Annotated in this window: 21 protein-coding genes; 17 read left to right on the top strand and 4 right to left on the bottom strand. The window is 61.0% G+C overall.

The features are described from left to right. Positions 1–28: 28 nt before the first annotated feature. The 3 genes from KBY08_RS18705 to KBY08_RS18695 are packed head-to-tail and all read left to right on the top strand — an operon-like array spanning position 29 to position 4,510. The gene (locus KBY08_RS18705) at positions 29–1,825 is read left to right on the top strand and encodes a type I secretion system permease/ATPase (RefSeq protein WP_058398463.1); all 1,797 of its coding nucleotides are present in this window, start codon (positions 29–31) and stop codon (positions 1,823–1,825) included. Next, the gene (locus KBY08_RS18700; RefSeq protein ID WP_111522669.1) at positions 1,822–3,159 is read left to right on the top strand and encodes an HlyD family type I secretion periplasmic adaptor subunit; all 1,338 of its coding nucleotides are present in this window, start codon (positions 1,822–1,824) and stop codon (positions 3,157–3,159) included. The genes KBY08_RS18705 and KBY08_RS18700 overlap by 4 nt, the downstream gene beginning before the upstream one ends. A 1-nt stretch (position 3,160) precedes the next feature. Then, complete coding sequence (locus tag KBY08_RS18695) at positions 3,161–4,510, top strand: TolC family outer membrane protein (protein WP_024639658.1); 1,350 nt, start codon at positions 3,161–3,163, stop codon at positions 4,508–4,510. Here the strand turns inward: KBY08_RS18695 and solA are convergent, their stop codons facing one another. The 3 genes from solA to KBY08_RS18680 all read right to left on the bottom strand — a co-directional run bounded on the left by solA (position 4,511) and on the right by KBY08_RS18680 (position 8,853). Continuing rightward, a complete protein-coding gene (solA, locus tag KBY08_RS18690) occupies positions 4,511–5,686 on the bottom strand; it encodes an N-methyl-L-tryptophan oxidase (RefSeq protein WP_032656844.1) in 1,176 nt (391 codons plus the stop codon). A 429-nt stretch (positions 5,687–6,115) separates the two neighbouring features. Beyond that, on the bottom strand, positions 6,116–7,699 hold the full coding sequence (locus KBY08_RS18685) for an aldehyde dehydrogenase (NADP(+)) (protein ID WP_111522670.1): 1,584 nt from the start codon (positions 7,697–7,699) through the stop codon (positions 6,116–6,118). 263 nt (positions 7,700–7,962) lie between these two features. Beyond that, positions 7,963–8,853: a LysR family transcriptional regulator gene (locus KBY08_RS18680; protein ID WP_177410963.1), complete on the bottom strand. Its 891-nt coding sequence runs from the start codon at positions 8,851–8,853 to the stop codon at positions 7,963–7,965. Positions 8,854–8,957: 104 nt separating this feature from the next. Here KBY08_RS18680 and KBY08_RS18675 point away from each other — a divergent pair, with 104 nt between their 5' ends. Together KBY08_RS18675 and KBY08_RS18670 are read left to right on the top strand one after the other, a co-directional pair. Then, complete coding sequence (locus KBY08_RS18675; RefSeq protein WP_024639654.1) at positions 8,958–9,497, top strand: GNAT family N-acetyltransferase; 540 nt, start codon at positions 8,958–8,960, stop codon at positions 9,495–9,497. A 113-nt stretch (positions 9,498–9,610) separates the two neighbouring features. Further along, complete coding sequence (locus KBY08_RS18670; RefSeq protein WP_003405030.1) at positions 9,611–10,255, top strand: TetR/AcrR family transcriptional regulator; 645 nt, start codon at positions 9,611–9,613, stop codon at positions 10,253–10,255. A gap of 38 nt (positions 10,256–10,293) precedes the next feature. Here KBY08_RS18670 and KBY08_RS18665 read toward each other — a convergent pair whose 3' ends face one another. Then, positions 10,294–13,035, bottom strand: coding sequence for a beta-glucosidase (locus KBY08_RS18665; protein ID WP_024639653.1), 2,742 nt, complete (start codon positions 13,033–13,035; stop codon positions 10,294–10,296). Between the two features lie 494 nt (positions 13,036–13,529). Between KBY08_RS18665 and KBY08_RS18660 the strand changes: the two genes are divergently transcribed. The 12 genes from KBY08_RS18660 (at position 13,530) to gspD (ending at position 23,926) form a co-directional block, all read left to right on the top strand. After that, the gene (locus KBY08_RS18660; protein WP_003405027.1) at positions 13,530–13,757 is read left to right on the top strand and encodes a hypothetical protein; all 228 of its coding nucleotides are present in this window, start codon (positions 13,530–13,532) and stop codon (positions 13,755–13,757) included. An 83-nt stretch (positions 13,758–13,840) separates the two neighbouring features. Beyond that, positions 13,841–15,565, top strand: coding sequence for a type II secretion system ATPase GspE (gene gspE, locus KBY08_RS18655; RefSeq protein WP_024639652.1), 1,725 nt, complete (start codon positions 13,841–13,843; stop codon positions 15,563–15,565). Further along, positions 15,562–16,764, top strand: coding sequence for a type II secretion system inner membrane protein GspF (gene gspF / locus KBY08_RS18650; RefSeq protein ID WP_003417566.1), 1,203 nt, complete (start codon positions 15,562–15,564; stop codon positions 16,762–16,764). The genes gspE and gspF overlap by 4 nt, the downstream gene beginning before the upstream one ends. A gap of 25 nt (positions 16,765–16,789) precedes the next feature. Further along, positions 16,790–17,221, top strand: coding sequence for a type II secretion system major pseudopilin GspG (gene gspG, locus KBY08_RS18645; RefSeq protein WP_003317918.1), 432 nt, complete (start codon positions 16,790–16,792; stop codon positions 17,219–17,221). Positions 17,222–17,229: 8 nt separating this feature from the next. Next, complete coding sequence (locus tag KBY08_RS18640; RefSeq protein WP_003411575.1) at positions 17,230–17,664, top strand: prepilin-type N-terminal cleavage/methylation domain-containing protein; 435 nt, start codon at positions 17,230–17,232, stop codon at positions 17,662–17,664. Next, positions 17,664–18,035 (top strand): type II secretion system protein, encoded by a 372-nt coding sequence (locus KBY08_RS18635; protein WP_011268251.1) that lies wholly within the window; start codon positions 17,664–17,666, stop codon positions 18,033–18,035. Before KBY08_RS18640 ends, KBY08_RS18635 begins: the two co-directional genes overlap by 1 nt. After that, the gene (locus tag KBY08_RS18630) at positions 18,032–18,664 is read left to right on the top strand and encodes a prepilin-type N-terminal cleavage/methylation domain-containing protein (protein WP_003405015.1); all 633 of its coding nucleotides are present in this window, start codon (positions 18,032–18,034) and stop codon (positions 18,662–18,664) included. The genes KBY08_RS18635 and KBY08_RS18630 overlap by 4 nt, the downstream gene beginning before the upstream one ends. Then, the gene (locus KBY08_RS18625) at positions 18,661–19,395 is read left to right on the top strand and encodes a general secretion pathway protein GspK (RefSeq protein ID WP_024652445.1); all 735 of its coding nucleotides are present in this window, start codon (positions 18,661–18,663) and stop codon (positions 19,393–19,395) included. The genes KBY08_RS18630 and KBY08_RS18625 overlap by 4 nt, the downstream gene beginning before the upstream one ends. Next, a complete protein-coding gene (locus KBY08_RS18620) occupies positions 19,392–20,486 on the top strand; it encodes a type II secretion system protein GspL (protein ID WP_011268250.1) in 1,095 nt (364 codons plus the stop codon). Before KBY08_RS18625 ends, KBY08_RS18620 begins: the two co-directional genes overlap by 4 nt. Beyond that, positions 20,461–21,072 carry a type II secretion system protein GspM gene (gspM, locus tag KBY08_RS18615; protein ID WP_058822211.1) on the top strand — a complete coding sequence of 204 codons (612 nt, stop codon included), beginning with the start codon at positions 20,461–20,463 and terminating at the stop codon, positions 21,070–21,072. The genes KBY08_RS18620 and gspM overlap by 26 nt, the downstream gene beginning before the upstream one ends. Beyond that, entirely contained in the window at positions 21,069–21,599 is a 531-nt protein-coding gene (locus tag KBY08_RS18610; protein WP_003405008.1) for a general secretion pathway protein GspN, read from the top strand. Before gspM ends, KBY08_RS18610 begins: the two co-directional genes overlap by 4 nt. Next, a complete protein-coding gene (gspD, locus tag KBY08_RS18605) occupies positions 21,599–23,926 on the top strand; it encodes a type II secretion system secretin GspD (protein WP_003405006.1) in 2,328 nt (775 codons plus the stop codon). Before KBY08_RS18610 ends, gspD begins: the two co-directional genes overlap by 1 nt. Positions 23,927–23,996 lie beyond the last annotated feature (70 nt).

The following is a 23,996-nucleotide window of genomic DNA, read 5'->3' as shown; positions in this document are numbered from 1 at the left end:
TCACAAGCAAGACCATCAAGGAACAACCATGAGTGCGTTGCCCCAAAGCGCCCGGCCGCCGCTTTATAAAGCGCTGGCTGACTACAAGAGCGCGTTGATCGGTGTCGGTTGTTTTACCGCGCTGATCAACGTGCTGATGCTCGCCCCATCGATTTACATGCTGCAAGTCTATGACCGCGTACTGACCTCACAGAACCAGACCACCCTGGCCATGCTGACGCTGATGGTGGTCGGGTTCTTTGCGTTTATCGGCCTGCTGGAGATGGTCCGCAGCTTTGTGGTGATCCGCATCGGCAGCGAGCTGGAAAAGCGTTTCAATCTGCGCGTCTATCAGGCTGCGTTCGAGAGCAACCTGCACGCCGGACAGCGTCAGGCTGGACAGGCGCTGGGTGACCTTACTTTCATCCGCCAGTTTCTCACCGGGCCGGCGTTGTTCGCGTTCTTCGACGCTCCGTGGTTCCCCATCTACCTGGCGGTAATCTTCCTTTTCGACCCTTGGCTAGGCGTGCTGGCCAGCGTAGGCACGGTGTTGCTGGTCGGACTGGCGTGTCTCAACGAATGGCTGACCCGCAAACCGCTGGCCGAAGCCAGCGGCTACTCGCAGCAGTCTGCGCAATTGGCGACCCGACACCTGCAACAGGCCGAGGCGATCCAGGCGATGGGTATGCTCGAGGTCTTGCGGCGCCGCTGGTTTCATGTGCATGGGCGCTTTCTGGCCCTGCAAAACCGAGCCAGTGATACGGGAGCGGTGATCAGTTCGATCAGCAAGGCCCTGCGTCTGTGCCTGCAGTCGCTGGTGCTGGGCTTGGGCGCACTGCTGGTGATAAATGGAGACATGACCGCCGGCATGATGATCGCCGGTTCGATCCTCATGGGGCGGGTTCTGAGCCCTATCGACCAACTGATCGCCGTCTGGAAGCAATGGAGTTCTGCACGCCTGGCTTATGGGCGCCTCGACCAGTTACTCAAGACCTACGCCGAGCCCGCGCCGCGCATGCCGCTGCCGGCACCGCGTGGTCAGATCAGCGCGGAACAGGTCAGCGCTGCGCCTCCCGGCAAAACGTCGCCGACGATTCAGCAAGTGAGCTTTCAGTTGCAGGCCGGTGAAGTGCTCGGCGTGCTGGGCGCATCCGGCTCCGGCAAATCGACCCTGGCACGCGTGCTGGTCGGTGTCTGGCCGGCGCTGGGCGGAACGGTACGTCTGGACGGGGCCGACATGCATCGCTGGGACCGAGAGGCGCTGGGTCCCTATATTGGTTATCTGCCGCAGGATATCGAGCTGTTCGGTGGCAGCGTGGCGGAAAACATCGCGCGCTTTCGTGAGGGTGACGCGAGCGCCGTGGTCGCTGCCGCGCAACTGGCGGGCGTACACGAATTGATTCTGCGCTTGCCGCAAGGCTACGACACGCGGCTGGGCGATGATGGCGCAGGCTTGTCCGGTGGTCAGAAACAGCGCGTCGCGCTGGCCCGTGCGCTGTATGGCGATCCGCGACTGGTGGTGCTCGATGAGCCCAATTCCAATCTGGATGCCGCGGGTGAAGCGGCGCTGACTCAGGCGATTGCTGAACTCAAGACCCGCGGCTGCACTGTTGTGCTCGTCACCCACCGTACGCAGTCGTTGAACCAGACCGATCGTCTGCTGGTGCTGAGCGAAGGTCGCATGCAGGCATTCGGCGCCACGGCTCAGGTGCTGCAGGCCTTGTCGGGACAGCCACCGTCCACACAAGCACCGCAAGCGCAGCCTCAATCGCAATCCCGTCCGGCACCTGCCGGGCTTTCCATGAGCCGTCAGTACGGCACGCAGAACAGGCAGTCCGACGTATGAACAGCCCTATCGACACTCATTACGCCGTGCCGGGCAAGGAGCGCGGCGTGCAGTTCTTTGTTCGCGCCGGCTGGATTCTCATGTTGGCGGGAGCGGGCAGTTTCTTTCTGTGGGCCAGTCTTGCCCCTCTGGATCAGGGCATTGCCGTGCAGGGGACGGTGGTTGTTTCTGGCAAGCGCAAGGCTGTGCAGTCGCTGGATGGCGGCGTGGTCAGCAAAATTCTGGTCAGTGAAGGCCAATTGGTGAAAGAGGGCGAACCACTGTTTCGCCTTGATCAGACTCAGGTCGAAGCTGACGTGCAATCGCTGCGAGCCCAGTATCGAATGGCCTGGGCCAGCCTGGCGCGTTGGCAGAGCGAGCGCGACAACCTTGACGAGGTGCGCTTCCCCGCAGAACTGATTGCCGCCGGGCAGGGGCAAGACCCCGACCCTCGGCTGGCGCTGGTGCTTGAAGGGCAGCGCCAGTTATTCAGCAGCAGGCGCCAGGCGCTGGCGCGCGAGCAATCCGGCTTGCAGGCGAGCATCGAGGGTGCCGGACTGCAACTCGCCGGTACGCGCCGGGCCCGTTCGGACCTGCTGGCTCAGGCTGACTCGTTACGCAAGCAGCTGAGTAACCTGGAGCCCTTGGCGCAGAACGGGTTCATTCCCGGCAATCGCCTGCTGGAGTTCCAGCGTCAGCTTTCTCAGGTGCAACAGAGCCTGGCGCAAAACGCAGGCGAAACCGGACGTATAGAGCAAGGTATCGTCGAATCGCGGTTACGCCTTCAGCAGCAGCGCGAGGAGTACCAGAAAGAGGTGCGCAGCCAATGGGCCGATGCCCAGGTCAAGGCGCTTACCCTTGAGCAGCAACTGGCCTCGGCCGGTTTCAGTCTGCAACACAGCGCCATCCTTGCGCCGGCTGATGGCATCGCCGTCAATCTGGGCGTGCACACCGAAGGTGCGGTGGTGCGTGCCGGCGAAACCCTGCTGGAAATCGTCCCACAAGGCACACGGCTTGAAGTTGAAGGGCGGCTGCCAGTGCAACTGATCGACAAGGTCGCCAGCCATTTGCCGGTCGACATTCTGTTTACCGCGTTCAATCAAAGCCGCACGCCGCGTGTTTCCGGTGAGGTGAGCCTGATTTCCGCCGACCAGATGCAGGATGAAAAAACCGGCCAGCCGTATTACGTGCTGCGTACCTCGGTGGGCGACGCGGCGCTGGAAAAACTCAACGGGCTGGTGATCAAACCCGGCATGCCCGCTGAAATGTTCGTGCGCACGGGTGAGCGCTCGCTGCTCAATTATCTGTTCAAACCTTTGCTGGACCGTGCCGGCTCCGCGTTGACGGAGGAATAGGATGTCTCGTCATCCCTTTAAAGCCGCTCTGCTGACGGCCATCCTGCTGGGTACTGCACCTTTGAGCCAGGCCATGGGCCCGTTTCAGGTCTATGAATTGGCGCTTCGCAATGATCCGGTTTATCTGGGCGCACTCAAGGAGCGCGACGCGGGCCTGGAGAACCGGGTGATTGGTCGTGCCGGCTTGTTGCCTCGCGTGTCATACAGCTACAACAAGGGGCGCAACGATTCCAAGGCGACCCTCAAAGGCAGCGCTCAAGACACCACCGACCATCGCCACTACAACAGCTTTGGCTCGAGCCTGACGGTTCAGCAGCCCTTGATCGATTACGAGGCGTACGCCAATTACCGCAAGGGGCTGGCTCAGGCGCTGTTTGCCGACGAGACCTTTCGCAGCAAGAGCCAGGAATTGCTGGTGCGGGTGTTGACCCTGTACACCCAGGCACTTTTCGCCCAGGACCAGATCAATATCGCCCGTGCCAAGCAGCAGGCGTTCGAGCGCCAGTTCGCGCAGAACCGGCAGATGTTCGAGCGGGGAGAAGGCACGCGCACCGATATTCTCGAAGCCGAATCGCGCAACGAACTGGCGATTGCCGAGCAGATCGAAGCCAGCGATGAGCAGGACGCGTCGTTGCGCGAGCTGGCCGCATTACTGGGCACGCCGAGTATCGATATAGCGCAGCTGGAGCCATTGAGGGACAGCTTTCAGGCGTTGGTCCTGGCACCCTCCAGCTTTACCGAGTGGCATGCGCTGGCCATGGCCAACAGCCCGATCCTGGCCTCGCAACGGCAGTCCCTGGAAGTGGCGCGATACGAGGTGGAACGCAACCGCGCAGGGCATCTGCCGACGGTGAACGCCTACGCAAGTATCCGCCAGAACGAATCGGACAGCGGCAACACCTACAATCAGCGTTACGACACCAACACGATAGGCATCGAGCTCAGTCTTCCGTTGTATGCCGGCGGTGGCACCAGCGCCTCGGTGCGCCAGGCCAACAGCAAGCGCGAGCAGGCTGAATACGAGCTGGAGGGCAAGACCCGGGAAACCCTGATCGAACTGCGTCGCCAGTTCAACGCCTGTGCGTCAGGGGTGAACAAGTTGCGCGCCTACCAGAAAGCGCTGATCTCGGCGCAGGCACTGGTCGAGTCGACGCGCCAGAGCATTCTGGGTGGCGAGCGCATCAGCCTGGATGCCCTTAACGCCGAGCAGCAGCTCTACAGTACCCGTCGCGATCTGGCAAAAGCCCGTTACGACTATTTGATGGCCTGGATCAAACTGCATTACTACGCCGGCACCTTGCGCGACACCGATCTGGCGCGCATCGACGAGGCTTTCGTGGTGGCGCGCTGATCAAGCCTGCCTGGCGAAGCGGTGCAATGAAAAGGCCGAGAGATCCACATCGCTCTCGCCATCAATACAACGTTGCGCCAGCGCCAGTCCAAGCCCGGCCGAATGCTTGAAACCGTGGCCGGAACAGGCCGAGACCACCGTCACGTTTTTCAGGTGCGGGTGTTCATCGATGATGAAGTGGCAGTCCGGCGTGACGGTGTAGGCGCATACCGAGGACTTGACCACCTTTGGTGTCAGTCCCGCAATCCTGCCCTGCACCTGGGTGCGGAACATTTCCTGTTCTTCCCACGCGGTAATGGTGCGGTCCAGCCGGTCAGCCGCTGACGTCTCGAGGTATTGCTCGGTGGCGACCTTCATGCTGTTTTCACCGGGCAGCGGCGGGAAGCCGTAATTGACATCGGCTTCGCCCGGCCCATGACTCAGGATGAAGCTTGGCGACGGCGCAGCAAAGACAGCTTCGTGCTGCAACTCGAACCAGAACAGCTTTTGCCGGCACACCCGCAGCAGGTCGCTGAACGGTGCGCCGAGCAACCCGGACGACCACATACCCGCGCTGACTACGACCTTGTTGGCGATGATCGAGCCCTTGTCGGTAGTGATTCGTACCTGATCGCCATGCGCCTGTAAGTGCGTGACCGTTTCGTGGGTCAGCAGACGCGCGCCGTGTTGCCTTGCCAGCTTGAGTTGTACGGCGATGCAGCGCTCGGGCCGAACGAATCCGCCTTCGGGTTCGAAATAGCCGATGGCGCTGTCCAGCACAGGAGAGAACTGAGGGAAACGCTCGCGAATCGCTGCAGCCGCCAATACCTCGTGCTTCACCCCATGAGTGCGGGCCAGGGCGATGGTCTGATGGGTGAAGTCGTTGACGTCCTCGGGATCGTAGGCCGGGCTGGAGGTCATCACCAGCACACCGCATTGTTCGAACAGCGACTCGCCGCTCAATGCTTCAAGTTCGCGCCAGATGTGCTGTGAGCTGCGTACCAGTGGCAGGTATTGCGGACCTTCACCGGCCGAGAGTCGCGTGATGCGTGTATCGCCGTGACTGGAGCCCTGTGTGTGCGGGGGATCGTAGCGGTCGATACCAATCACATCGACTCCGGCCTTTGCCAGCTGATAGGCAGTGGCAGCACCCATGGCACCCAGGCCGAGTACGGCCACGTTACAACGCTGTTGCATAGGGGAGCCTCGATAAATCGTCTATCTCACTATGGACAGTCTGTCGAATCAACCGCCAAACGTGCATAAGGTTATGTCAGGCGGCCTCGTTGGCCATCACAGATGCCATCACACCAGCATTGCAGACCCCCGTCAAAAATTTACGCTTGCACTGCTCAGGGTTTTTAAGGTCCGAAATCGATGAAAAGTTGTCCACGGAAATCGTGGGTATGTCTGTGGGTAACTTTTTGAAACCCTTGTTACACGTGGCTTACAGCTGTGTGGTTAATTTATGAACAGCCCCTGTTTTGCACTTCTATGGTGCTGTCATCCGGGTACAAAACAGGTCCGCTATAAGCGACTTCGGGCACAAAAAAGAAATATTTTCCAAAAAAAAAGCGCGACCCTCATCAGGTCGCGCTGCTGTGTTGCGGATCCAGCCGGTGGCCGTTACGCGACAGGCTGATCACTCCATTCACCATTGACCAGACGACGCAGGCCCAACGGGTTGGCGTTCTGCAACGCAGGTGGCAACTGGCTGTCCGCCAGGTTCTGATAGCAGACCGGGCGCAGGAAGCGGTCGATGGCCAGGGTGCCCACCGAGGTACCGCGTGCGTCCGAGGTCGCCGGGTATGGGCCGCCGTGAACCATGGCCTCGCAGACCTCGACACCGGTCGGGTAGCCATTGAACAGAATGCGCCCGACTTTCTCTTCGAGAACCGGTTGCAGCCAGCTGTAGGTGCTCAAGTCCGCGGGCTCACCGATCACGGTCGCAGTCAGCTGACCACGCAAGGCTTGCAGCGCGTCCTTCAACTGCGCATCGTCAGCGACTTCGATCAGCAGCGTGGTCGGGCCGAAGACTTCCTCTTGCAGCAACTGATCACCGTTCAGCAGCAGGCTGACGTCAGCCTTGAATAGCTGCGCCTGAGCCTGCTTGCCTTCCTGTGGCTTGCCGGCCAGATGCGTCACGCCAGGGTGCGCCAGCAGGTGTTCCACACCTTTGCTGTAACTGCGCAGGCCGCCCGCGTTAAGCATGGTCTGCGGAGCCTGACTGCCCATCTGTTCGGTCAGATGCTCAACGAATTTTGAGAACGCCGGTGAGCGCAGGCCGATGACCACGCCCGGGTTGGTGCAGAACTGACCGGCACCCATCACCACCGAGCCCGCAAGCTCCTTGGCCACGGTTTCACCGCGAGCCTGCAAGGCTTCTGGCAGCAGCACGACCGGGTTGATGCTCGACATCTCGGCAAATACCGGAATCGGTTGCGGACGTTCGGCAGCCATTTTGCACAGTGCGTTGCCGCCGTTCAGCGAACCGGTAAAGCCGACGGCCTGGATGGCCGGGTGCTTGACCAGACCTTCGCCAACGCCGTTGCCGAAGATCATGTTGAACACGCCTTTGGGCATCTGCGTACGTTCGGCAGCGCGAATGATGGCGCTCGCCACCAGATCGGCGGTCGCCATGTGACCGCTGTGCGCCTTGAACACCACCGGGCAACCGGCGGCCAAGGCCGCCGCGGTATCACCACCGGCAGTGGAAAACGCCAGCGGGAAGTTGCTCGCTCCGAACACGGCAACCGGGCCGACACCGATACGGTATTGGCGCAGGTCGACGCGTGGCAGCGGCTTGCGATCCGGCAGTGCCAGGTCGATACGTGCACCAACAAAATCACCGCGACGCAGAACTTTGGAAAACAGGCGCATTTGGCCACTGGTGCGACCGCGCTCACCTTGAATTCGCGCCTGGGGCAGGGCGGTTTCCTGGCAGACGATGGCGACGAAGTCATCACACAGCTGGTCAAGTTCATCGGCAATGGCGTCGAGGAAGTCGGCGCGGCGGGCCGGGCTCAGCTGACGAAATTCCGCAAACGCAGCCTTGGCAGCCAGTGCCGCAGCGTCGATTTCGCCGTCGGTGGCCTGATGAAAACTGTAAGGCAGCTCTTCACCGGTGGTGGCATCCAGGCTTTTTTGCAGGCTCTGGCCCAAAGCGCTGCGGCCGCCAGCGATGAAGTTCTGGCCGAGAATGTTAGGCATCGGTATCTCCTGTTGTTTTGAGGTTGGAGGTCGGCAGGGAAGGTATCCGGACCGGCGCTCCTTATGGGTTGCCGAGTTGCTTTACAGATTGTCAGTGATGGGGCGTTTAAAAGCAGGCCAGCCATCATTTTTGCAGTTACCAGTGGGCAGTCATCGTACAACCTGATTCGCTGCCTGTGCAACTGTCGACCTTATTTGCCAGGCCGAGTGCCGTTGCTCTTTATAGTGCATGGGCGCGCTCAAGCCTCTATCGTGGCGCGCCTTCATGACCTTTTGAGGTCTTGCAGTGCATCCAGTACCTGACGCAGGGCCTTGCTGACCGGTTTGTCCTGGCGCAAGGCGATTCCCAATGTGCGACTCAGCGCTGTTGCCAGTGGCGGCATTTGCAAGCCGCGGCGATGGTGCAGCGCAGCAACGGCCATCCGCGGCACGATGCTGTAGCCAAGGCCTGCGGCGACCATTTCCTTGATCGCTTCGATACTGCCCAGTTCCATGACCGGTTTTACCCGGATCCCGGCGTGCAGGAACCATTCATCGATCAGCAGACGCGTACTGCTGCCTGCTTCGAATACGACCAGCGGTTGTGCGCTGAGGCGCTCCGGGGTCATGTGCGCCGGCATCGGTCGCTGCCTGCTGGCGAAGATCGCCACGAACGCATCCTCAAGCAGCGGCGTGATGTGCAGACTGCGACCAGAGGCGGGCAGGGTGACCAGTGCCAGGTCCAGAAGGTTTTCTTCGACCGCCTTGAGGATGCCTTCGGTGTTGCCGGTACTGACGCGCACATCCAGTTCCGGGAAGCGCCGACGCAGCGCCTGCAACATGGGCGGCAGCAAATGGATGCAGGCTGTCGCGCCGGTGCCGATGGCGATTTTGCCGGCAACGCCGCTGGCATGGCTGGACAGTGCCTGCAAAGCGTCTTCGACCACCGCATCGATGCGCGCGATATGCTCCAACAGTACAGTGCCTGCGGAGGTAGGTTTGAGGCGTTTGCCGACCCGTTCGATCAGTTGCAGCTTCAACTGATCTTCCAGTTGTCGCACGTGCAGGCTGACCGCTGGCTGGGTCAGGTGCAGACGCTCTGCCGCCGCAGAAAAACTGCCATGGGCGATGACCAGCGAAAACGTGTGCAGGTGATTGAGGTTCAGCCGACGCATGACAAAGTATTTCTTATGCTGTGGATGATAAATCATAGCTTTTTTAATGTCGTGGCGAGCGGCATCATTGCGGCCATTCACAGACATTCGTACAGAGTTCGGACATGACTTCAACCTTTGACCTGCGTGACGCCCGCGACGATGACATGCCCGCTGTACAGGCGATTTACGCTGACCACGTGCTACACGGGATTTCCAGCTTCGAGCTGGAGCCGCCTGACCTGGCAGAATTGCTCCAGCGTCGTCGCATGGTCCTCGCCAAAGGCTTGCCGTATATGGTCGCCGAGCGCGATGGCGACATTGTCGGCTATGCCTATGTCACGCCGTATCGGCCACGTCCAGGCTACCGCTTTACCGTGGAGGATTCGGTGTATGTGCGCGATGGGCTCGGCGGGCAGGGGATCGGTCAGGCGCTGTTGAGTGCCCTGGTGCAGCACTGCGAAGCGGGCGGCTGGCGGCAGATGATTGCGGTTATCGGCAACAGCCAGAATATCGCGTCGTTGCGCCTGCATGAGCGTCTCGGCTTTCGCCGGGTTGGAGTGTTCGAATCGGTCGGCTTCAAGCATGGCCGCTGGGTAGACACGGTGCTGATGCAGCGCATGCTGGGCGAAGGCTGGGGCAGTGTCCCGGTGGAGCGCACCTGAACCTGTCACGGCACTGCTGTACAAGATGAAATTGTCGAACAATCCGGCTCAATAGCGTTGCCAGCGCTTGCCTGAATGGTTAGGGTACGCGGCTGTTCAAGAAGGAGCCTGATATGACTCGGCATGACCCCACGGAAACGGGCACGGCAGTCACCCGACAGCGACGCGCGCCAAAGGGCGAAAAGCGCCGCGAAGAACTGCTCGATGCGGCCCTGCAAGTGTTTTCCCTTGAAGGCTATACCGGCGCTTCGGTGGCCAAGGTGGCAGCCATCGTCGGTATTTCCGTCGCCGGATTGCTGCACCATTTTCCGAGCAAGATCTCGCTGCTGATGGGCGTGCTTGAGCGACGCGACGAGGTCAACGGCCGAATTGCTGCCGAAGTCCGTACCGATAACACCCTGACCGGTCTGCTCGGCGGCTTGCGCGCGATCAACCGCTCCAACGCTACGGCGCCCGGCGTGGTACGTGCATTTTCGATCCTCAATGCGGAAAGTCTGCTGGAAAACCAGCCTGCCTTTGAATGGTTCCAGACGCGCTACGAGCGTATTCACGCGCACTTGCTGGGACAGTTTTCGGCTTTGGTGGAGCGCGGGGAGGTACGTGCGGATGTGGATCTGGACAAGATCATCCGGCAGATTCTGGCGATGATGGATGGTTTGCAGATTCAGTGGTTACGCTTTCCCGATCAGGTGGATCTGGTCGAGTGTTTCGATACCTACATTGCGCAGGTCGATGCAGCGGTAAGGGCTCGTCCCTGAGCCTTTATTTGTCCGTTTACCCTTCAGTCAGCTAACGCTTACTCAACGGTCTGCTTGAATACACCGCCGGTCTTGACCGGTGGTTTCTCGACCAGGACCGAGTTCAGAGCGGAGCGTGGCAGCGGGTTGCTGCTGGTGGTCGACAGTTCCTGACGGAACGAGTTGACCAGCTTGGCGTTCAGGCGGATGTCCTGCGACGACGAACCGAGCGAGATGTTGAAGGTGTCGGCATCGACCACCCACTGCTTGCTCTTCTCATCGAAGTAGGCCAGCGAGCGATCATTCAGCTCGATGGTCACACGCTTGCTTTCACCCGGCTTGAGGAACACCTTCTTGTAGCCTTTGAGTTCCTTGATCGGACGCTCGACTTTCGGGTTCTGCTGGCCCACATACAGCTGAGCGACTTCCGAACCACCGACCTTGCCGGTGTTGCTCAGGTCGAAGGACACCTTGATCGGTGTATTGCCGACCGCGACGCCCGGCGTGACCTTGATGTTGCTGTAGCCGAACGTGGTGTACGACAGGCCGTAGCCGAACGGATAGAGCGGCTTGATGCCTTTCTTCTCGTAACCGCGATAACCCAGCAGCAGGTCATCCTTGTAATCCATGTCGGTCAGCGTGTTCTGGTTGTCGAATTTCGGGAAGGAAGCGTAGGCCGGGTTGTCTTCGATGTTGCGTTCGATACTGATCGGCAGCTTGCCCGACGGGTTGACCTTGCCGAAGAGGATCTCGGCCAGGGCCTGACCACCGTTCTGACCCGGATAGAAGGCGTGCAGCGCTGCTGGAACCTGTTCGATCCAGTCGCTCATCTTCAGACCCGTACCGCCATACATGGTCACCACGGTATTGGGGTTGACCTTGGCGATGTTCTGGATCAGCTCGTTCTGGAACTCAGGCAAATCGAAGCTGTGGTCGAAACCTTCACCTTCGTATTCGTTGCTGTTACCCACGGCAACCACGACGGCGTCATAACCGGACAGGTCCTGAGGAGCGTTCAGCGAGGCGGAGCTCAACTGCACACCTACCAGGCCGCCCATGGTCGACAGGTAGCCGGCACGACGCGAGTACTCGAGCTTCACGTCGTAAGACTGGCCCGCTTCCAGATTGATCTTGGCGAACTCTGGAATGGTTGGTGGAATGCTGTTGCCCGGAAGCGGCTTGCCGTCACCGTTGTCGATGATTTTCTTGCCGTTGACCCACAGACGCACCGCGCCGTCGGCACGCACCTTGAACACCTGCTCGCCGCTCTGGGTCGGAGTCACCTTGCCGGTGTAGCGAATCGACGTCGACGATGTATCGCCATTCAGCTGGCCAGCGCTCGAACCTTTGGTGGCGTACGGATCGGACGTCGAAGTGTTGCTTTCGAACGGCAGGTTCTTGTCGTTGGCCCAGTCCAGGTCAACGTGCTTCTCGGTACGCGTGACAGCGGCATCACCAGACCAGTTGGTGTTGCTGAAGTACTCGACCTTCATGCCCTGGACTTCGTTGCCAGTTGCGTCGGTGGTGGTCCAGGCACTGGTGCTTGGGTCCAGCGACAGGCCTTCGATGAAGTCGACCTTGGCGTTAGGCGCGATCTGTTGCAGGCCGCTCAGCTCGCTGACGTAATGGCTGGCCATGACGTTGGCGCTGCCGAAACCGGTGGGTGGCGAGTACTTGGCCAGGGTGCCGACAACGGCGATTTTCTTGACTTTCTGCTTGTCCAGCGGCAGCAGATTGTCCTGGTTTTTCAGCAGTACGATACCTTCACGCGCAGCGTTCAGAGCAACCTTGTTGCTGGTCGAGCTGTTCATGTTGTGCGTGGTCAGCGGCGTCTTGCTGTCGAACTTGTACAGGTAGATCTGCTTGAGGATGCGGCGGACCTTGTCGTCGATGGTCGCAGCGCTCAGGTCGCCGGCGTCCAGATGCGGCTTCAGCACGGAGCTGTTCATCTGGTAGCCCATCATGTCCAGATCGGTACCGGCGCGGGCAGCGTTGAAACCGTGAACGACAGCGTTGTAGTCGCTCTGTACGAAGCCTTTGAAGCCCCATTCTTTCTTCAGGATCTGGGCGATCAGGTGGTCGCTTTCGCAGGCGAAATCACCGTTCACCTTCTGGAAGGCACACATCATCATCGCCACATTGCCGTTTTTCGACGACGATTCGAACGCAGGCAACGACATTTCGCGCAGCACGCGCTCTGGCATTGTCTGATTCAGATTGAAGCGGTTGCTTTCCTGGTCGTTGGCCGCGTAGTGCTTGGCGTTGGCCCATACACCACGAGACTGGATACCGTTGATGACGCCCGGTGCCAGGCTGGCGCCAAGGAACGGGTCTTCACCGGAGAGGTATTCGAACGCACGGCCGCCGTACGGCATGCGGTACAGGTTGACGCCGGGGCCAGTGATGAACTGGTAGCCGCCGACGGCAGTGTCATAACCCAGCGCACGGCCGAGGTCGATGGCACGACGCGGGTTGAAGGTGGCGGCCAGGTTAGGGCCGGACGGGTAGACAACACCCTGATCGTTGCCTTCGCTGGTGTAGCGCACGCCCACACCGCCGTCAGCGCCGTGGATCTGCGGGACGCCGTAATTGGTCAGTGGCTTGACGTCCCAGCCGCCGGTGCCGCCAATGTAGGCCAGCTTTTCTTCCATGGTCATCTTGGCCAGGGTTTTCTGTGCGGCTTTTTCGGCGCGATCTTCACGCCCTTGTTGTACGGTAGGGTCAGCGGCGTGCACCTGGGATACTGCCAATGCCAGCAAGGCCAGCGCCGAGTGCGCGCCTATCATCTTTCGCTTGTTCATATTGCTCTCCAACTGCGTTTCAAATAACTGTCTGCCTGCGCACGTGCGCAGGATAAATGCGTTCTTATTTACCGCTTTCGGCCAACTTTTTCTTTGGGCAACAGTTTCCCGTCGTCGCGTTTATTCCCTGTTTCAAGGGCGCGAGGTAGGACTCCTTAGTTGCCGAATTAGTTTTGTTTGGCGTGTCTTTTTTTACTTGCCGCGCGCCACTAAAGTGACATCACATGGTGGCGTTTTGAATCTACAAAACGATACAATTAAGTCTAAAACAAGGCATAAATGTCAAATAAAAGCGTATTTTTCTTCGATTTCGTATTTTTTCTTTACAAATGAGGAACTCTTCTTAAACCTACTGGTCGATGGGTTTAAGATTTTTCAGGATGAAGAAAGACAGCTCGCAAGTTGCGACGTGTGCTGTGCGTTAGTTCTTGCCCGATTTCTATATCTGCTTCGCTTGTTGCGGAGCTCTTTTTGTTTTTCGAGGAGTTAATACGATGAAGTTTTCCATGATGAGTGCCGGTGTGGTTTTGGGTCTTGCCCTGAGTGGTGCGGTCTTTGCTGACGACGCGACAGATGCAGACGCAACATCCGGTGCCAGCGACGAGACGGTGATGACCCAGACCCAGGACGCCAAGGCGGCGCAGAAAGCGCAAAACCAGAAGACCGAAACGACAAAAGGCGGTCGCCCGCAGAACGCAACCCCTCAAAAGCAGTCAAACTGATCGTTTGAAGTCTTTGAGCGCAGCACTCACCAGTCGGTGAGTGCTGTAATATGTCCCTCCGAAGTAGCAAAATGCCCTCATTCATGCCGTCAGCTCCCGTCGATGTTTCCCGTCTGCTCATTCCGGATGCCCAGCAGGTTTGTGCCTGGCTGATCGAAAATGCCGGTCTGAAAACGGCCGATCTGGAGCGCGCCCAGCGTCTGCAGCAGGAGTCGGAAGGTACTGAGTTGCTAGGCCTGCTGACGCGTCTGGGCCTGGTCTCCGAATTCGAGCTGGCCCGCGCATGGGCGGCATTGCTGCAGGCACCGTTGTTGCTCGCCGATGCTGTACCACCGCTGCTGGACCCTTTGCCGCCGCTGACCGAACGCTTCATGCGCCACTATCAAGTCGTACCGGTAGGCTGGAGCGATCAGGGCCTGCAAGTGCTCAGCGCCAACCCCGGCACGCTGTACCCGTTTCAGGCCATCGCCTATGCGTGCGAGGTGCCGGTGCGACTGTCCATCGGCCCGCGCAATGAGGTCGAGACCCTTATCGAGCGCTATTACGGGCAGGGCCGCTCGGCGATGGGCACCCTGATCGAGAATCTGGATGAGGAGGGCGGCTCGCTGGAAGACATCGAGCACCTCAAGGACCTGGCCTCCGAAGCGCCGGTCATTCGTCTGGTCAACCTGATCCTGCAGCGTGCAGTAGAGCAGCGTGCATCGGACATCCACATCGAACCGTTCGAGAGCCAGTTGAAGGTGCGTTATCGCATCGACGGCGTGCTGCACGAAGCGGAAGCGCCGCCATCCAGTTCTTCGGCAGCGGTGATTTCCCGGGTGAAGATCATGGCCCGTCTGGACATCGCCGAGCGTCGTCTGCCGCAGGATGGCCGGATCATGCTGCGCATCCAGGGCAAGGAACTGGACCTGCGGGTATCGACAGTGCCCACCAGCTTTGGCGAATCAGTGGTCATGCGTCTGCTGGACCGGCAGACCATCAATTTCGATTTCCCGAGCCTGGGTTTCGATGGCGAGCGGCTGGACGAATTTCTCGACGTGCTGGAGCGTCCGCACGGCATTCTGCTGGTCACCGGGCCGACCGGTTCCGGCAAGACCACCACGCTGTATACCGCGTTGTCACGGCTCAACACGGCCGAGCGCAAGATCATCACCGTTGAAGACCCGGTCGAGTATCAGCTCGAAGGCATCAACCAGATTCAGGTCAAGCCTTCCATCGGCCTGGATTTCGCCGGGGCGCTGCGCTCCATCGTGCGTCAGGACCCGGATGTCATCATGATCGGTGAGATGCGCGACCTGGAAACCTGCCGTATTGCCATCCAGTCCTCGTTGACCGGCCACCTGGTGCTCTCGACGCTGCACACCAACAGCGCAGCGGCGAGTATTACCCGCTTGCTGGACATGGGCGTCGAAAGCTATCTGATCGCTTCGACGGTCAACGGAATTCTGGCTCAGCGTCTGGTCCGTCGCCTCGATCCGGCAACCCGCGAGGCCTTCGATGCGCCACCGGAGCTGATCGCCGAACACGGGCTGGAGCGTTTCACCGACGAGCGGCCCATTCGTTTGTATCGCCCGCGTGCCGATGCGCCTGGCGGCGGCTATCGCGGGCGTAGTGCAATTACCGAACTGCTGGTGATGAACGAAGAACTGCGCAGTCTTTTGATGCGCCACGCCGACGCCTCGACGCTGGAAGAGGCTGCCCGACGTGGCGGTTTGCGCACGCTGCATGAAGAAGGCCTGCGTCAGGCCGTGGCCGGGGTGACTTCGCTGGAAGAAGTGCTGCGCGTCACCCGTGGTGAAGGCACATGAGCCTGTTCAAGTACCGCGCGCTGGATGCTCAGGGCGCGCCGCAGAATGGCACGCTGGAAGCCCGCGATCAGGACGCCGCCATTGCCGCGTTGCAGAAGCGTGGCCTGATGGTCCTGCAGGTCGATGCCGCCGGTCTGGGCGGTTTGCGCCGTGCGCTGGGCAGCGGCTTGCTCAATGGTGCGGCGCTGGTCAGCTTCACCCAGCAGCTCGCGACGTTGCTCGGCGCCGGGCAACCGTTGGAACGATCGCTTGGAATTCTGCTCAAACAGCCTGGACAACCGCAGACCAAGGCGTTGATCGAGCGCATCCGCGAACAGGTCAAGGCTGGCAAGCCGCTGTCCGTGGCGCTCGAAGAAGAGGGCAGCCAGTTCTCGCCCCTCTATATAAGCATGGTCCGCGCCGGTGAAGCCGGTGGCGCACTGGAAAGTACGCTGCGCCAACTGAGCGATTACCTGGAGCGCAGCCAGTTGCTGCGTGGCGAGGTGATCAACGCGCTGATCTATCCGGCCTTTCTGGTAGTGGGCGTGTTGGGTTCCCTGGCGCTGTTGCTGGCCTACGTCGTGCCGCAATTCGTACCGATCTTCAAGGATCTCGGCGTGCCGATTCCATTGATCACCGAGGTCATTCTCAACCTCGGAGAGTTTTTGAGCGACTACGGGCTGGCGGTGCTGGCGGGCCTGATCGCGTTGATCTGGGGCATGGCCATTCGCATGCGCGACCCGCAGCGTCGCGAGCGCCGTGATCGCCGTCTGCTGGGCATTCGGGTGATCGGTCCTTTATTGCAACGCATTGAGGCAGCACGGCTGACGCGCACCCTCGGTACGCTTTTGACCAATGGAGTGGCGTTGTTGCAGGCGCTGGTGATCGCTCGCCAGGTCTGCACCAATCGTGCCCTGCAGGCGCAGGTCGAGCAGGCGGCCGAGTCGGTCAAGGGTGGCGGCACGCTGGCCAGCGCGTTTGGTGCGCAGCCGTTGTTGCCGGATCTGGCTCTGCAAATGATCGAGGTCGGCGAACAGGCTGGCGAACTGGACACCATGCTGATGAAGGTCGCCGATGTGTTCGACGTCGAGGCCAAGCGCGGTATCGACCGCATGCTGGCCGCACTCGTGCCGGCGCTGACGGTGGTGATGGCGGGCATGGTCGCGGTGATCATGCTGGCCATCATGCTGCCGCTGATGAGCCTGACCAGCAATATCTGAATTCATGAACGAGGAAACCATTCCGATGACTTTTAGCCGTACACGCTTCAAACCCGCACGTCGACAAGGCGGTTTCACTTTGCTGGAAATGCTTGCCGTTATCGTATTGCTGGGCATCGTCGCGACCATCGTCGTGCGTCAGGTGGGCGGCAACGTCGACAAGGGCAAATACGGCGCAGGCAAGGCTCAGTTGGCCAGCCTGGGCATGAAGATAGAAAGCTATGCGCTGGACGTCGGTTCGCCACCCAAGACCTTGCAGCAATTGACCGAGAAGCCGGGCAATGCCTCGAACTGGAACGGCCCTTATGCCAAGCCCTCGGACCTCAAGGATCCGTTCGGCCATGCATTCGGCTACCGCTTCCCTGGCCAGCACGGCAGCTTCGACCTGATCTTCTACGGCCAGGACGGCCAGCCGGGCGGCGAAGGCTATAGCGCCGACCTGGGCAACTGGGAGTAACGCTCGGCATGAGAACGCCTGTCGCAAGCCGGGGTTTTACCCTCATGGAAATGCTGGTGGTGCTGGTGTTGATGAGCATTGCCGTCGGTCTGGTGGGGTTCGGTCTGCAACAGGGTTTGAGCACCGCCAGTGAACGGCGCGCGGTCGGTGACATGGTCGAAGCGCTACGGGCCACCAGAGTGCGCGCGATTGTCACCGGTCAGCCGGCGCGCACCGAATTCAATCTGCGCAAGGCGACCTTCAAGGCGCCCGGCAAGCGCGAGATGCACTGGCCGGAAAGTCTGCGCGTGACCATGCAGACTGCGTCCGATCTTGGCTCCGCTGTGGAGTTCTACCCGGACGGCGGCTCCAGTGGTGGCAACGTGGTGGTCGCTGACGGCGACCGACGCTGGCGTATTGATATTGGCTGGCTGACCGGCAGCGTCCAGGTCCGGACGCTTTAATGAAAACATCGCAGTCGGGGTTCACCCTGCTGGAAATGCTGGCTGCACTGACCGTCATGGCGGTGTGCAGCGGTGTTCTGCTGGTGGCGTTCGGGCAAAGTGCGCGCTCCTTGCAGCAGGTGGCGCGCAGTGACCGGCTCAGCCATGCGGCACGCACGATAATGGATCAGGAAAGCGCCGGTCCGCTGGAAAACGGTACGCGGCAGGGGAAACTCGCAGGCATCGACTGGACACTGGATATCCGTCAGCTGCCGGGTGCCAATGGTCAGGCGAGGATGTTCCGTCTCGACCTGATGCTCAGTGAGCATCAGCGCAAGGCGCAGTTCAGCACGTTTAAATTACGCGGCGCTGTCAGCGGGGCGGGGTCATGAGGCGCGCCCAGCGTGGCTTCACGCTGCTGGAAGTGCTGCTGGTGATCAGCCTGCTCGGCGTGTTGCTGGTACTGGTGGCCGGGGCGTTGCTGGGGGCCAATCGTGCCGTGCTCAAGGCTGAGCGCTACACCGTGAACCTGGACGAGATCCGCGCCGCGCAAGCGTTTCTGCGCAGCTCGATCGCTCAGGCGCTGCCGCTGGACACGTCTGGCGAAGATGACGTCAACAGCGGTTTTTTTGAAGGCTCGGCGCAGCAGTTGCGGTTTGTCGCAACGCTGCCGGGCGAATTGGGCGGCGGTATCCAGGTTCACAGCCTGGAGCTCAAGGGGCCGCAAGACCATCGGTCTTTGCAAGTGTCGTTCGCTCAGGTTCTGTCCAGTGCAAATGGCATTGCCCTCAAACCCTGGGGTGAGCCTCAGGTATTGCTGCAAAACGTCGAGTCGTTGACGTTCAGTTATCGCGGGCTGACGCCCAAGGGCAAGCCGACCGGCTGGATGGCCGAATGGCCCTGGCCGAATCGCTTGCCGGGTGCGGTGCGTATCGACATGCAGACCCATGGCGCAGTGAAATGGGTCTCTGAGGTTGTGGCCCTGCGTCTGGACCTGTCCGGCGGGGCGGGCGGCGAATGAACATGACGGGCCAATCGCAGCGTGGTGTTGCGCTGCTAGTGGTGCTCTGGGTGCTGGCGCTGCTGAGCCTGTTGCTCGGCGGGCTGGCCGGGTGGGTGCAACTGGAGAGTCGACAGTCGCTCTGGTTGCGGCAAAATACCCAGGCGCTGATGGCGGCCGAAGCTGGCATGAATATGGCTGTACAGGGCTTGCTCGATGCTGCGCAGCGCAAACGCTGGATTGCTGACGGGCGTGTGGTCTCGTTGCGTATGGATGATACGCAACTGCTGGTGAGCATCAGAAGCGAGAGGGGCAAGCTGGACCTCAACAGCGCGCCGGTCGCGGATATATCGCGTCTGCTGCAGGCCTGTGGCGCGGCCAAGAATCAGGCCAGCGGTATCGCCCAGGTGCTGGAGTCGCAGCGCAATGGCGGTCAGTCACCGCTGCGGGTGGTAGAGGAAGTTCGCCAGCTGCCGGGCATGAACCAGGCGCTGTATGTTCGGCTGTTGCCGGAAATAACATTATGGAGCGGCCTGGATCGGCCCGACCCGGCGTTCGCTTCGGCGTTGCTGCGTCGGGCCTTGAACCTGCCGAACCAGAGCGCGGTTGGAGCCGACCCCGGTGAGGTACTGGCCATCGACACGCGCGCAGAACGACCGGGCGGCGTGACCGCCCTGTTACAGACCACTGTTTTATTGAGCCCATCGGAGGGAGGCGCACAACCCTACAGGGTGTTGCGTTGGCAAGAATGAATTCATCAGTTTCTGCACGTCTGGCGCCTGTTTACGCGTTACGCGAACAGGTCGCCCGGCAGTGGCGTGGCAGTCCGGCGCAACACGCCTGGCAATGGTGGGTGGCGGAGCTTCGCGCCTGCCTGCCGCCGCGTGTGCGTCGATGGCTGGGCCGCGAGACCGTGGAGCAGGCGCTTGTCTGGCCATTGGTCGAGCCGCTGCCGGACGCATCGCCCCAGGTGCGGCGGGTATTGCTGTTGCCGCCGTCGGCTGTGCTGTTGCAGACCCTGCAGCTTCCTGCGGCTGCGGCACGCAATCTGTCGACCGTGGTCGGCTACGAGCTGGATCGTTTCACACCATTTGACGCTGGTCAGTTGTACTTCGTCGCCCGTCAGGACAGTCGCAGCGCCAGCTTTGTGCAGGTCACGCTGGTGGCAATCCTGCGCGAGCGGCTGGACGCGATACTCAGTGAGTGCGCCGAGCGGGGCTTGCGTCCCGATGCCGTCGACGTCGGCACGGATGTGGGTGCTGAGCACCTGACTGCAGGGCAGCGCATGGGGATTGATCTGCTGCCGATGCCACTGCGCCCGCAACAGTCGCGCTCCGGCCATCGCTTGCAGCGCGGGCTGATCTGGCTGTGTGCCGGCCTGCTGCTGAGCGCCATGTTGCTGTGGCTGAACGACCGGCAGAGCCTGCTCGAGGACATGCAGGCCAGCGTCAAGGAGCAGAAGGCTCAGGTTGGCGAGGTCCAACAACTGCGCCAGCAACTGACCAACACCCTGGGCGCCGCCAACTACCTGTTGCGCCGCAAGGCGGCGCAGCCGCCGCTCTCGGCGCTGCTCAGCGAGCTGACCGCCTGCCTGCCTTCGGACACCTGGATCGAGCATATGGAAATCAGCGACAGTGCCGAGGTGGCCTTTTCCGGCCAGAGCGCCAAGGCCAGTGCGCTGATCGGCCGCGTCAAGGACTGCCGAAGTCTGGATAATGCGCAGTTTCAGGGGGTGATCCAGCCCGACACCAAAACCGGCAAGGATCAGTATTCCCTGCGCGCGCATTTGCACCAGAACCAGCAGCAGGAGAACGCCGATGCGCCGTCCACTGACAAGCCGTGAGCGGCGGGGCGCTGCCCTGGTGATTCTAGCCCTGGTGCTGTGCCTGGCTTACTGGTTGTTGATCGACAGCTGGTTCGCCGGGCCGCTGCGCGACATCAACGAGCAGACCGACCAGTTGCGCGAACAGCAGCAGCGTTACGCGGGCCTTCTGCAGCAGGGTGATTCGTTGCGCGAGCAACTGGAGCAGGCCCGCCGTGATCCGGCCAGCAGCACCAGCCTGCTGCCGGGCGAGGATCCCAGTGCCGTGGCAGCCGATCTGATGCAGCGCATTGCCGACCTGATCAGTAGCCAGGCCAGCACCGGCGGCGGCTGCGAGTTGACCCAGCGCATGCCGATCACCCCGGAGCAGGACAGTGCCGAGCCATACCGGCAGGTCAAGGTCAGCCTGACCCTGAACTGCGCCATCGAACCATTGACTGCGATCCTGCATGCGCTGGAGTATCAGCGTCCGTTTCTGTTCATTGACGAGATGAGTATGCGTCGCGACGCCAACGCTCCGGCCAGCGGTGCTGCCGGCAAACTGGTGGTGCATCTGCTGGTGCGCGGCTACCTGCAACCGGCCAGTGCCGGGGAGGGCGAGCAATGATCGGTTCATTACGTCCGCTGGAGTGGGCATTGCTGGCTTTCGCTGCAGTGCTGGCAGCCTTGATCGCACTGGTCTTCAGCGGCGCTGCGCACTCACCGGACTGGCTGCCCGAGCAGGCACCGCGCAACCCGGTCGATCAGAGGGCGCAGGTCCACAGTGCGCCGTCGGCGACACTCGACAGCCTCGCCAATACCTGGAAAACCCCGCTGTTCAGTCCGGATCGCAGCCCTGACGTGGCCGTTCGCAAAGCCGATGCACAAGCCAGCAATCTGGCTGGCCTGACCCTGACCGGAGTGATCATGGACGGCTCCTTGCGTGTGGCATTGCTCAAGCAGGCCAGCGGTCCGGCATTGAAAGTCCGTCAGGGCGATCGCTTGCCCAATGGCTGGACGCTGGACCGTCTGGAGCCGACCCAGGCTACGTTCAAACTCGATGACCGCACGCAAGTCCTGCGCCTGCCCGCGCTGCGTCTGCCGCCGCCGTCGAATACACCGCCGATTACCTTAACCAACGATTCCACCCTGTGATGGGTACCTTTTCTGGAGTTCCTGCCATCGCTACCTTGCGCACACCCTTGCTTTGCCTGGCCACCGCCGTCGCCCTTGGCGGCTGCGCGTCACAGTCAGACACACTCGATCCCGACAATGGCATGCTGCAGGAAGCGCTCCAGGGAACCGGTTCACAACGTCCGCCGGTAGACCCGCGCAGCGAAAGACCGCCCGTCGAGCCACCTTCCCAGCAGACGACGAGCTCGCCGCAGCGGCAGATCATCAAAGGCAACCAGCGTTTCATCCGTCAGCCAGCCGCAGCTCCCGCAGCGCGTCAGGCCGAGACCGGTGACATCGTCTTCAACTTCACCAATCAGCCGATTCAGGCGGTGATCAACAGCATCATGGGCGATCTGCTGCACGAGAATTACAGCATTGCCCAGGGTGTGAAGGGCGATGTGAGCTTCTCGACGTCCAAGCCGGTCAACAAGCAGCAGGCGCTGTCGATTCTCGAGACGCTGCTGTCCTGGACCGACAACGCGATGATCAAGCAGGGCAACCGCTACGTGATCCTGCCGTCGAATCAGGCGGTAGCGGGCAAACTGGTCCCGGAAATGCGCGTGGCGCAACCTTCGGCCGGCATGTCGGCGCGGCTGTTCCCGCTGCGCTACATCTCGGCGACCGAGATGCAGAAGCTGCTCAAGCCGTTCGCCCGGGAAAACGCCTTTCTGCTGGTCGACCCGGCGCGCAACGTGCTCAGCCTGGCCGGTACTCCGGAAGAGCTGGCCAACTATCAGGACACCATCGACACCTTCGATGTGGACTGGCTCAAAGGCATGTCTGTCGGTGTTTTCGGCCTGCAACGTGCCTCGGTTGGCGAACTGATGCCCGAGCTGCAGAAAATGTTCGGCCCGGAAAGCGGCATGCCGCTGGCGGGCATGGTGCGTTTCCTGCCGATCGAGCGGACCAACTCGGTGGTGGCGATTTCCTCGCAGCCTGAATACCTGCACGAAGTCGGCGAGTGGATTCACACCATCGATGAGGGCGGTGGCAACGAGCCGCAGATGTACGTGTATGACGTGCGCAACATGAAGGCCACCGATCTGGCCAAATACCTGCGGCAGATTTACGGCACCGGCGCCATCAAGGAAGACGCTGCGGCCAAGGTTGCACCGGGCCTGCGCACCACCACCTTGTCGTCGCTCAACTCCAGTGGCGGCAGCGGTGTGGGCGGCATGAGCAGCTCCAACGGGCTGGGCGGTACCGGCAGCGGCCTGAGCAATGGCGGAGGTTTTGGCAACAGTCAAGGCATGAACAACAGCCAGACCAATGGCGACAGCGAATCGGAAGGCGACGATCAGAGCAGCGGCGATTCGGATTCGGCCAGCCAGGACGGCAGCGGGTCTGGCGGCAACAACAAGTCTCTGGACGCCAGCACGCGCATCACTGCGCAGAAGAGCAGCAACCAGTTACTGGTGCGCACCCGCCCGGCGCAGTGGAAGGAGATCGAGTCGGCCATCAAGCGCCTCGATAATCCACCGCTGCAAGTGCAGATCGAGACGCGCATTCTGGAAGTTCAGCTCACGGGCGAGCTGGATATGGGGGTGCAGTGGTACCTCGGGCGTCTGGCGGGCAACTCGGGTACCACCGGCAACGTCACCAACACCTCAGGCAGTCAGGGCGCGATTGGTACTGGCGGGGCGGCGCTGGCCTCTACTGACGCGTTCTTCTACTCCTTCGTCAGCAACAACCTGCAAGTCGCCTTGCGAGCGCTGGAAACCAATGGGCGTACCCAGGTCCTGTCGGCACCGTCGCTGGTGGTGATGAACAACCAGCAGGCGCAGATTCAGGTCGGCGACAATATCCCGATCAGCCAGACCTCGATCAACACCAACTCTTCCACCGACACTACATTAAGCAGCGTCGAATATGTGCAGACCGGCGTGATTCTCGACGTCGTGCCGCGCATCAACCCGGGCGGGCTGGTGTATATGGACATTCAGCAGCAGGTCAGCAGTGCCGACACCGATACCACTGGCAACGACGCCAACGGCAATCCGCGTATCTCCACCCGCTCGGTCGCCACGCAGGTGGCTGCGCAGAGTGGTCAGACCGTACTGCTGGGCGGTTTGATCAAGCAGGATAACGCCGAGTCGGTCAGTGCCGTACCTTATCTGGGACGCATCCCGGGCTTGAGATGGCTGTTCGGCAATACCAGCAAGTCCAAGAACCGTACCGAACTGATCGTGCTGATCACGCCGCGAGTCATTACCAGCAGCAGCCAGGCGCGTCAGGTGACGGATGATTACCGTCAGCAGATGCAACTGATCAAGCCGGAAGTTTCGCGGACCAGCATGCAGAACTGACGCAGGTTGATTGCTGCCACCACGCCCACTCACGACGCTGCCTTTGGGCGGCGTCAAACAGAGGTCATGA

The organism is Pseudomonas sp. P135 (assembly GCF_020312125.1).
GTDB classification, from domain to species: Bacteria; Pseudomonadota; Gammaproteobacteria; order Pseudomonadales; family Pseudomonadaceae; genus Aquipseudomonas; species Aquipseudomonas fragariae.
This window is presented reverse-complemented; position numbering and strand designations above follow the sequence as displayed.

What these genes read in the sequence shown, in the direction of transcription:
- KBY08_RS18660 (WP_003405027.1), top strand. Translation starts at nt 13,530, where the DNA reads ATGAAGTTTTCCATGATGAGTGCCGGTGTGGTTTTGGGTCTTGCCCTG.
- KBY08_RS18620 (WP_011268250.1), top strand. Translation starts at nt 19,392, where the DNA reads ATGAATTCATCAGTTTCTGCACGTCTGGCGCCTGTTTACGCGTTACGC.
- KBY08_RS18685 (WP_111522670.1), bottom strand. Translation starts at nt 7,699, where the DNA reads ATGCCTAACATTCTCGGCCAGAACTTCATCGCTGGCGGCCGCAGCGCT.
- KBY08_RS18625 (WP_024652445.1), top strand. Translation starts at nt 18,661, where the DNA reads ATGAACATGACGGGCCAATCGCAGCGTGGTGTTGCGCTGCTAGTGGTG.
- KBY08_RS18610 (WP_003405008.1), top strand. Translation starts at nt 21,069, where the DNA reads ATGATCGGTTCATTACGTCCGCTGGAGTGGGCATTGCTGGCTTTCGCT.
- solA (WP_032656844.1), bottom strand. Translation starts at nt 5,686, where the DNA reads ATGCAACAGCGTTGTAACGTGGCCGTACTCGGCCTGGGTGCCATGGGT.
- KBY08_RS18635 (WP_011268251.1), top strand. Translation starts at nt 17,664, where the DNA reads ATGAAAACATCGCAGTCGGGGTTCACCCTGCTGGAAATGCTGGCTGCA.
- KBY08_RS18665 (WP_024639653.1), bottom strand. Translation starts at nt 13,035, where the DNA reads ATGAACAAGCGAAAGATGATAGGCGCGCACTCGGCGCTGGCCTTGCTG.
- KBY08_RS18700 (WP_111522669.1), top strand. Translation starts at nt 1,822, where the DNA reads ATGAACAGCCCTATCGACACTCATTACGCCGTGCCGGGCAAGGAGCGC.
- KBY08_RS18695 (WP_024639658.1), top strand. Translation starts at nt 3,161, where the DNA reads ATGTCTCGTCATCCCTTTAAAGCCGCTCTGCTGACGGCCATCCTGCTG.
- KBY08_RS18675 (WP_024639654.1), top strand. Translation starts at nt 8,958, where the DNA reads ATGACTTCAACCTTTGACCTGCGTGACGCCCGCGACGATGACATGCCC.
- gspF (WP_003417566.1), top strand. Translation starts at nt 15,562, where the DNA reads ATGAGCCTGTTCAAGTACCGCGCGCTGGATGCTCAGGGCGCGCCGCAG.
- KBY08_RS18670 (WP_003405030.1), top strand. Translation starts at nt 9,611, where the DNA reads ATGACTCGGCATGACCCCACGGAAACGGGCACGGCAGTCACCCGACAG.
- KBY08_RS18630 (WP_003405015.1), top strand. Translation starts at nt 18,032, where the DNA reads ATGAGGCGCGCCCAGCGTGGCTTCACGCTGCTGGAAGTGCTGCTGGTG.
- KBY08_RS18705 (WP_058398463.1), top strand. Translation starts at nt 29, where the DNA reads ATGAGTGCGTTGCCCCAAAGCGCCCGGCCGCCGCTTTATAAAGCGCTG.
- KBY08_RS18640 (WP_003411575.1), top strand. Translation starts at nt 17,230, where the DNA reads ATGAGAACGCCTGTCGCAAGCCGGGGTTTTACCCTCATGGAAATGCTG.
- KBY08_RS18680 (WP_177410963.1), bottom strand. Translation starts at nt 8,853, where the DNA reads ATGCGTCGGCTGAACCTCAATCACCTGCACACGTTTTCGCTGGTCATC.
- gspD (WP_003405006.1), top strand. Translation starts at nt 21,599, where the DNA reads ATGGGTACCTTTTCTGGAGTTCCTGCCATCGCTACCTTGCGCACACCC.
- gspE (WP_024639652.1), top strand. Translation starts at nt 13,841, where the DNA reads ATGCCGTCAGCTCCCGTCGATGTTTCCCGTCTGCTCATTCCGGATGCC.
- gspM (WP_058822211.1), top strand. Translation starts at nt 20,461, where the DNA reads ATGCGCCGTCCACTGACAAGCCGTGAGCGGCGGGGCGCTGCCCTGGTG.
- gspG (WP_003317918.1), top strand. Translation starts at nt 16,790, where the DNA reads ATGACTTTTAGCCGTACACGCTTCAAACCCGCACGTCGACAAGGCGGT.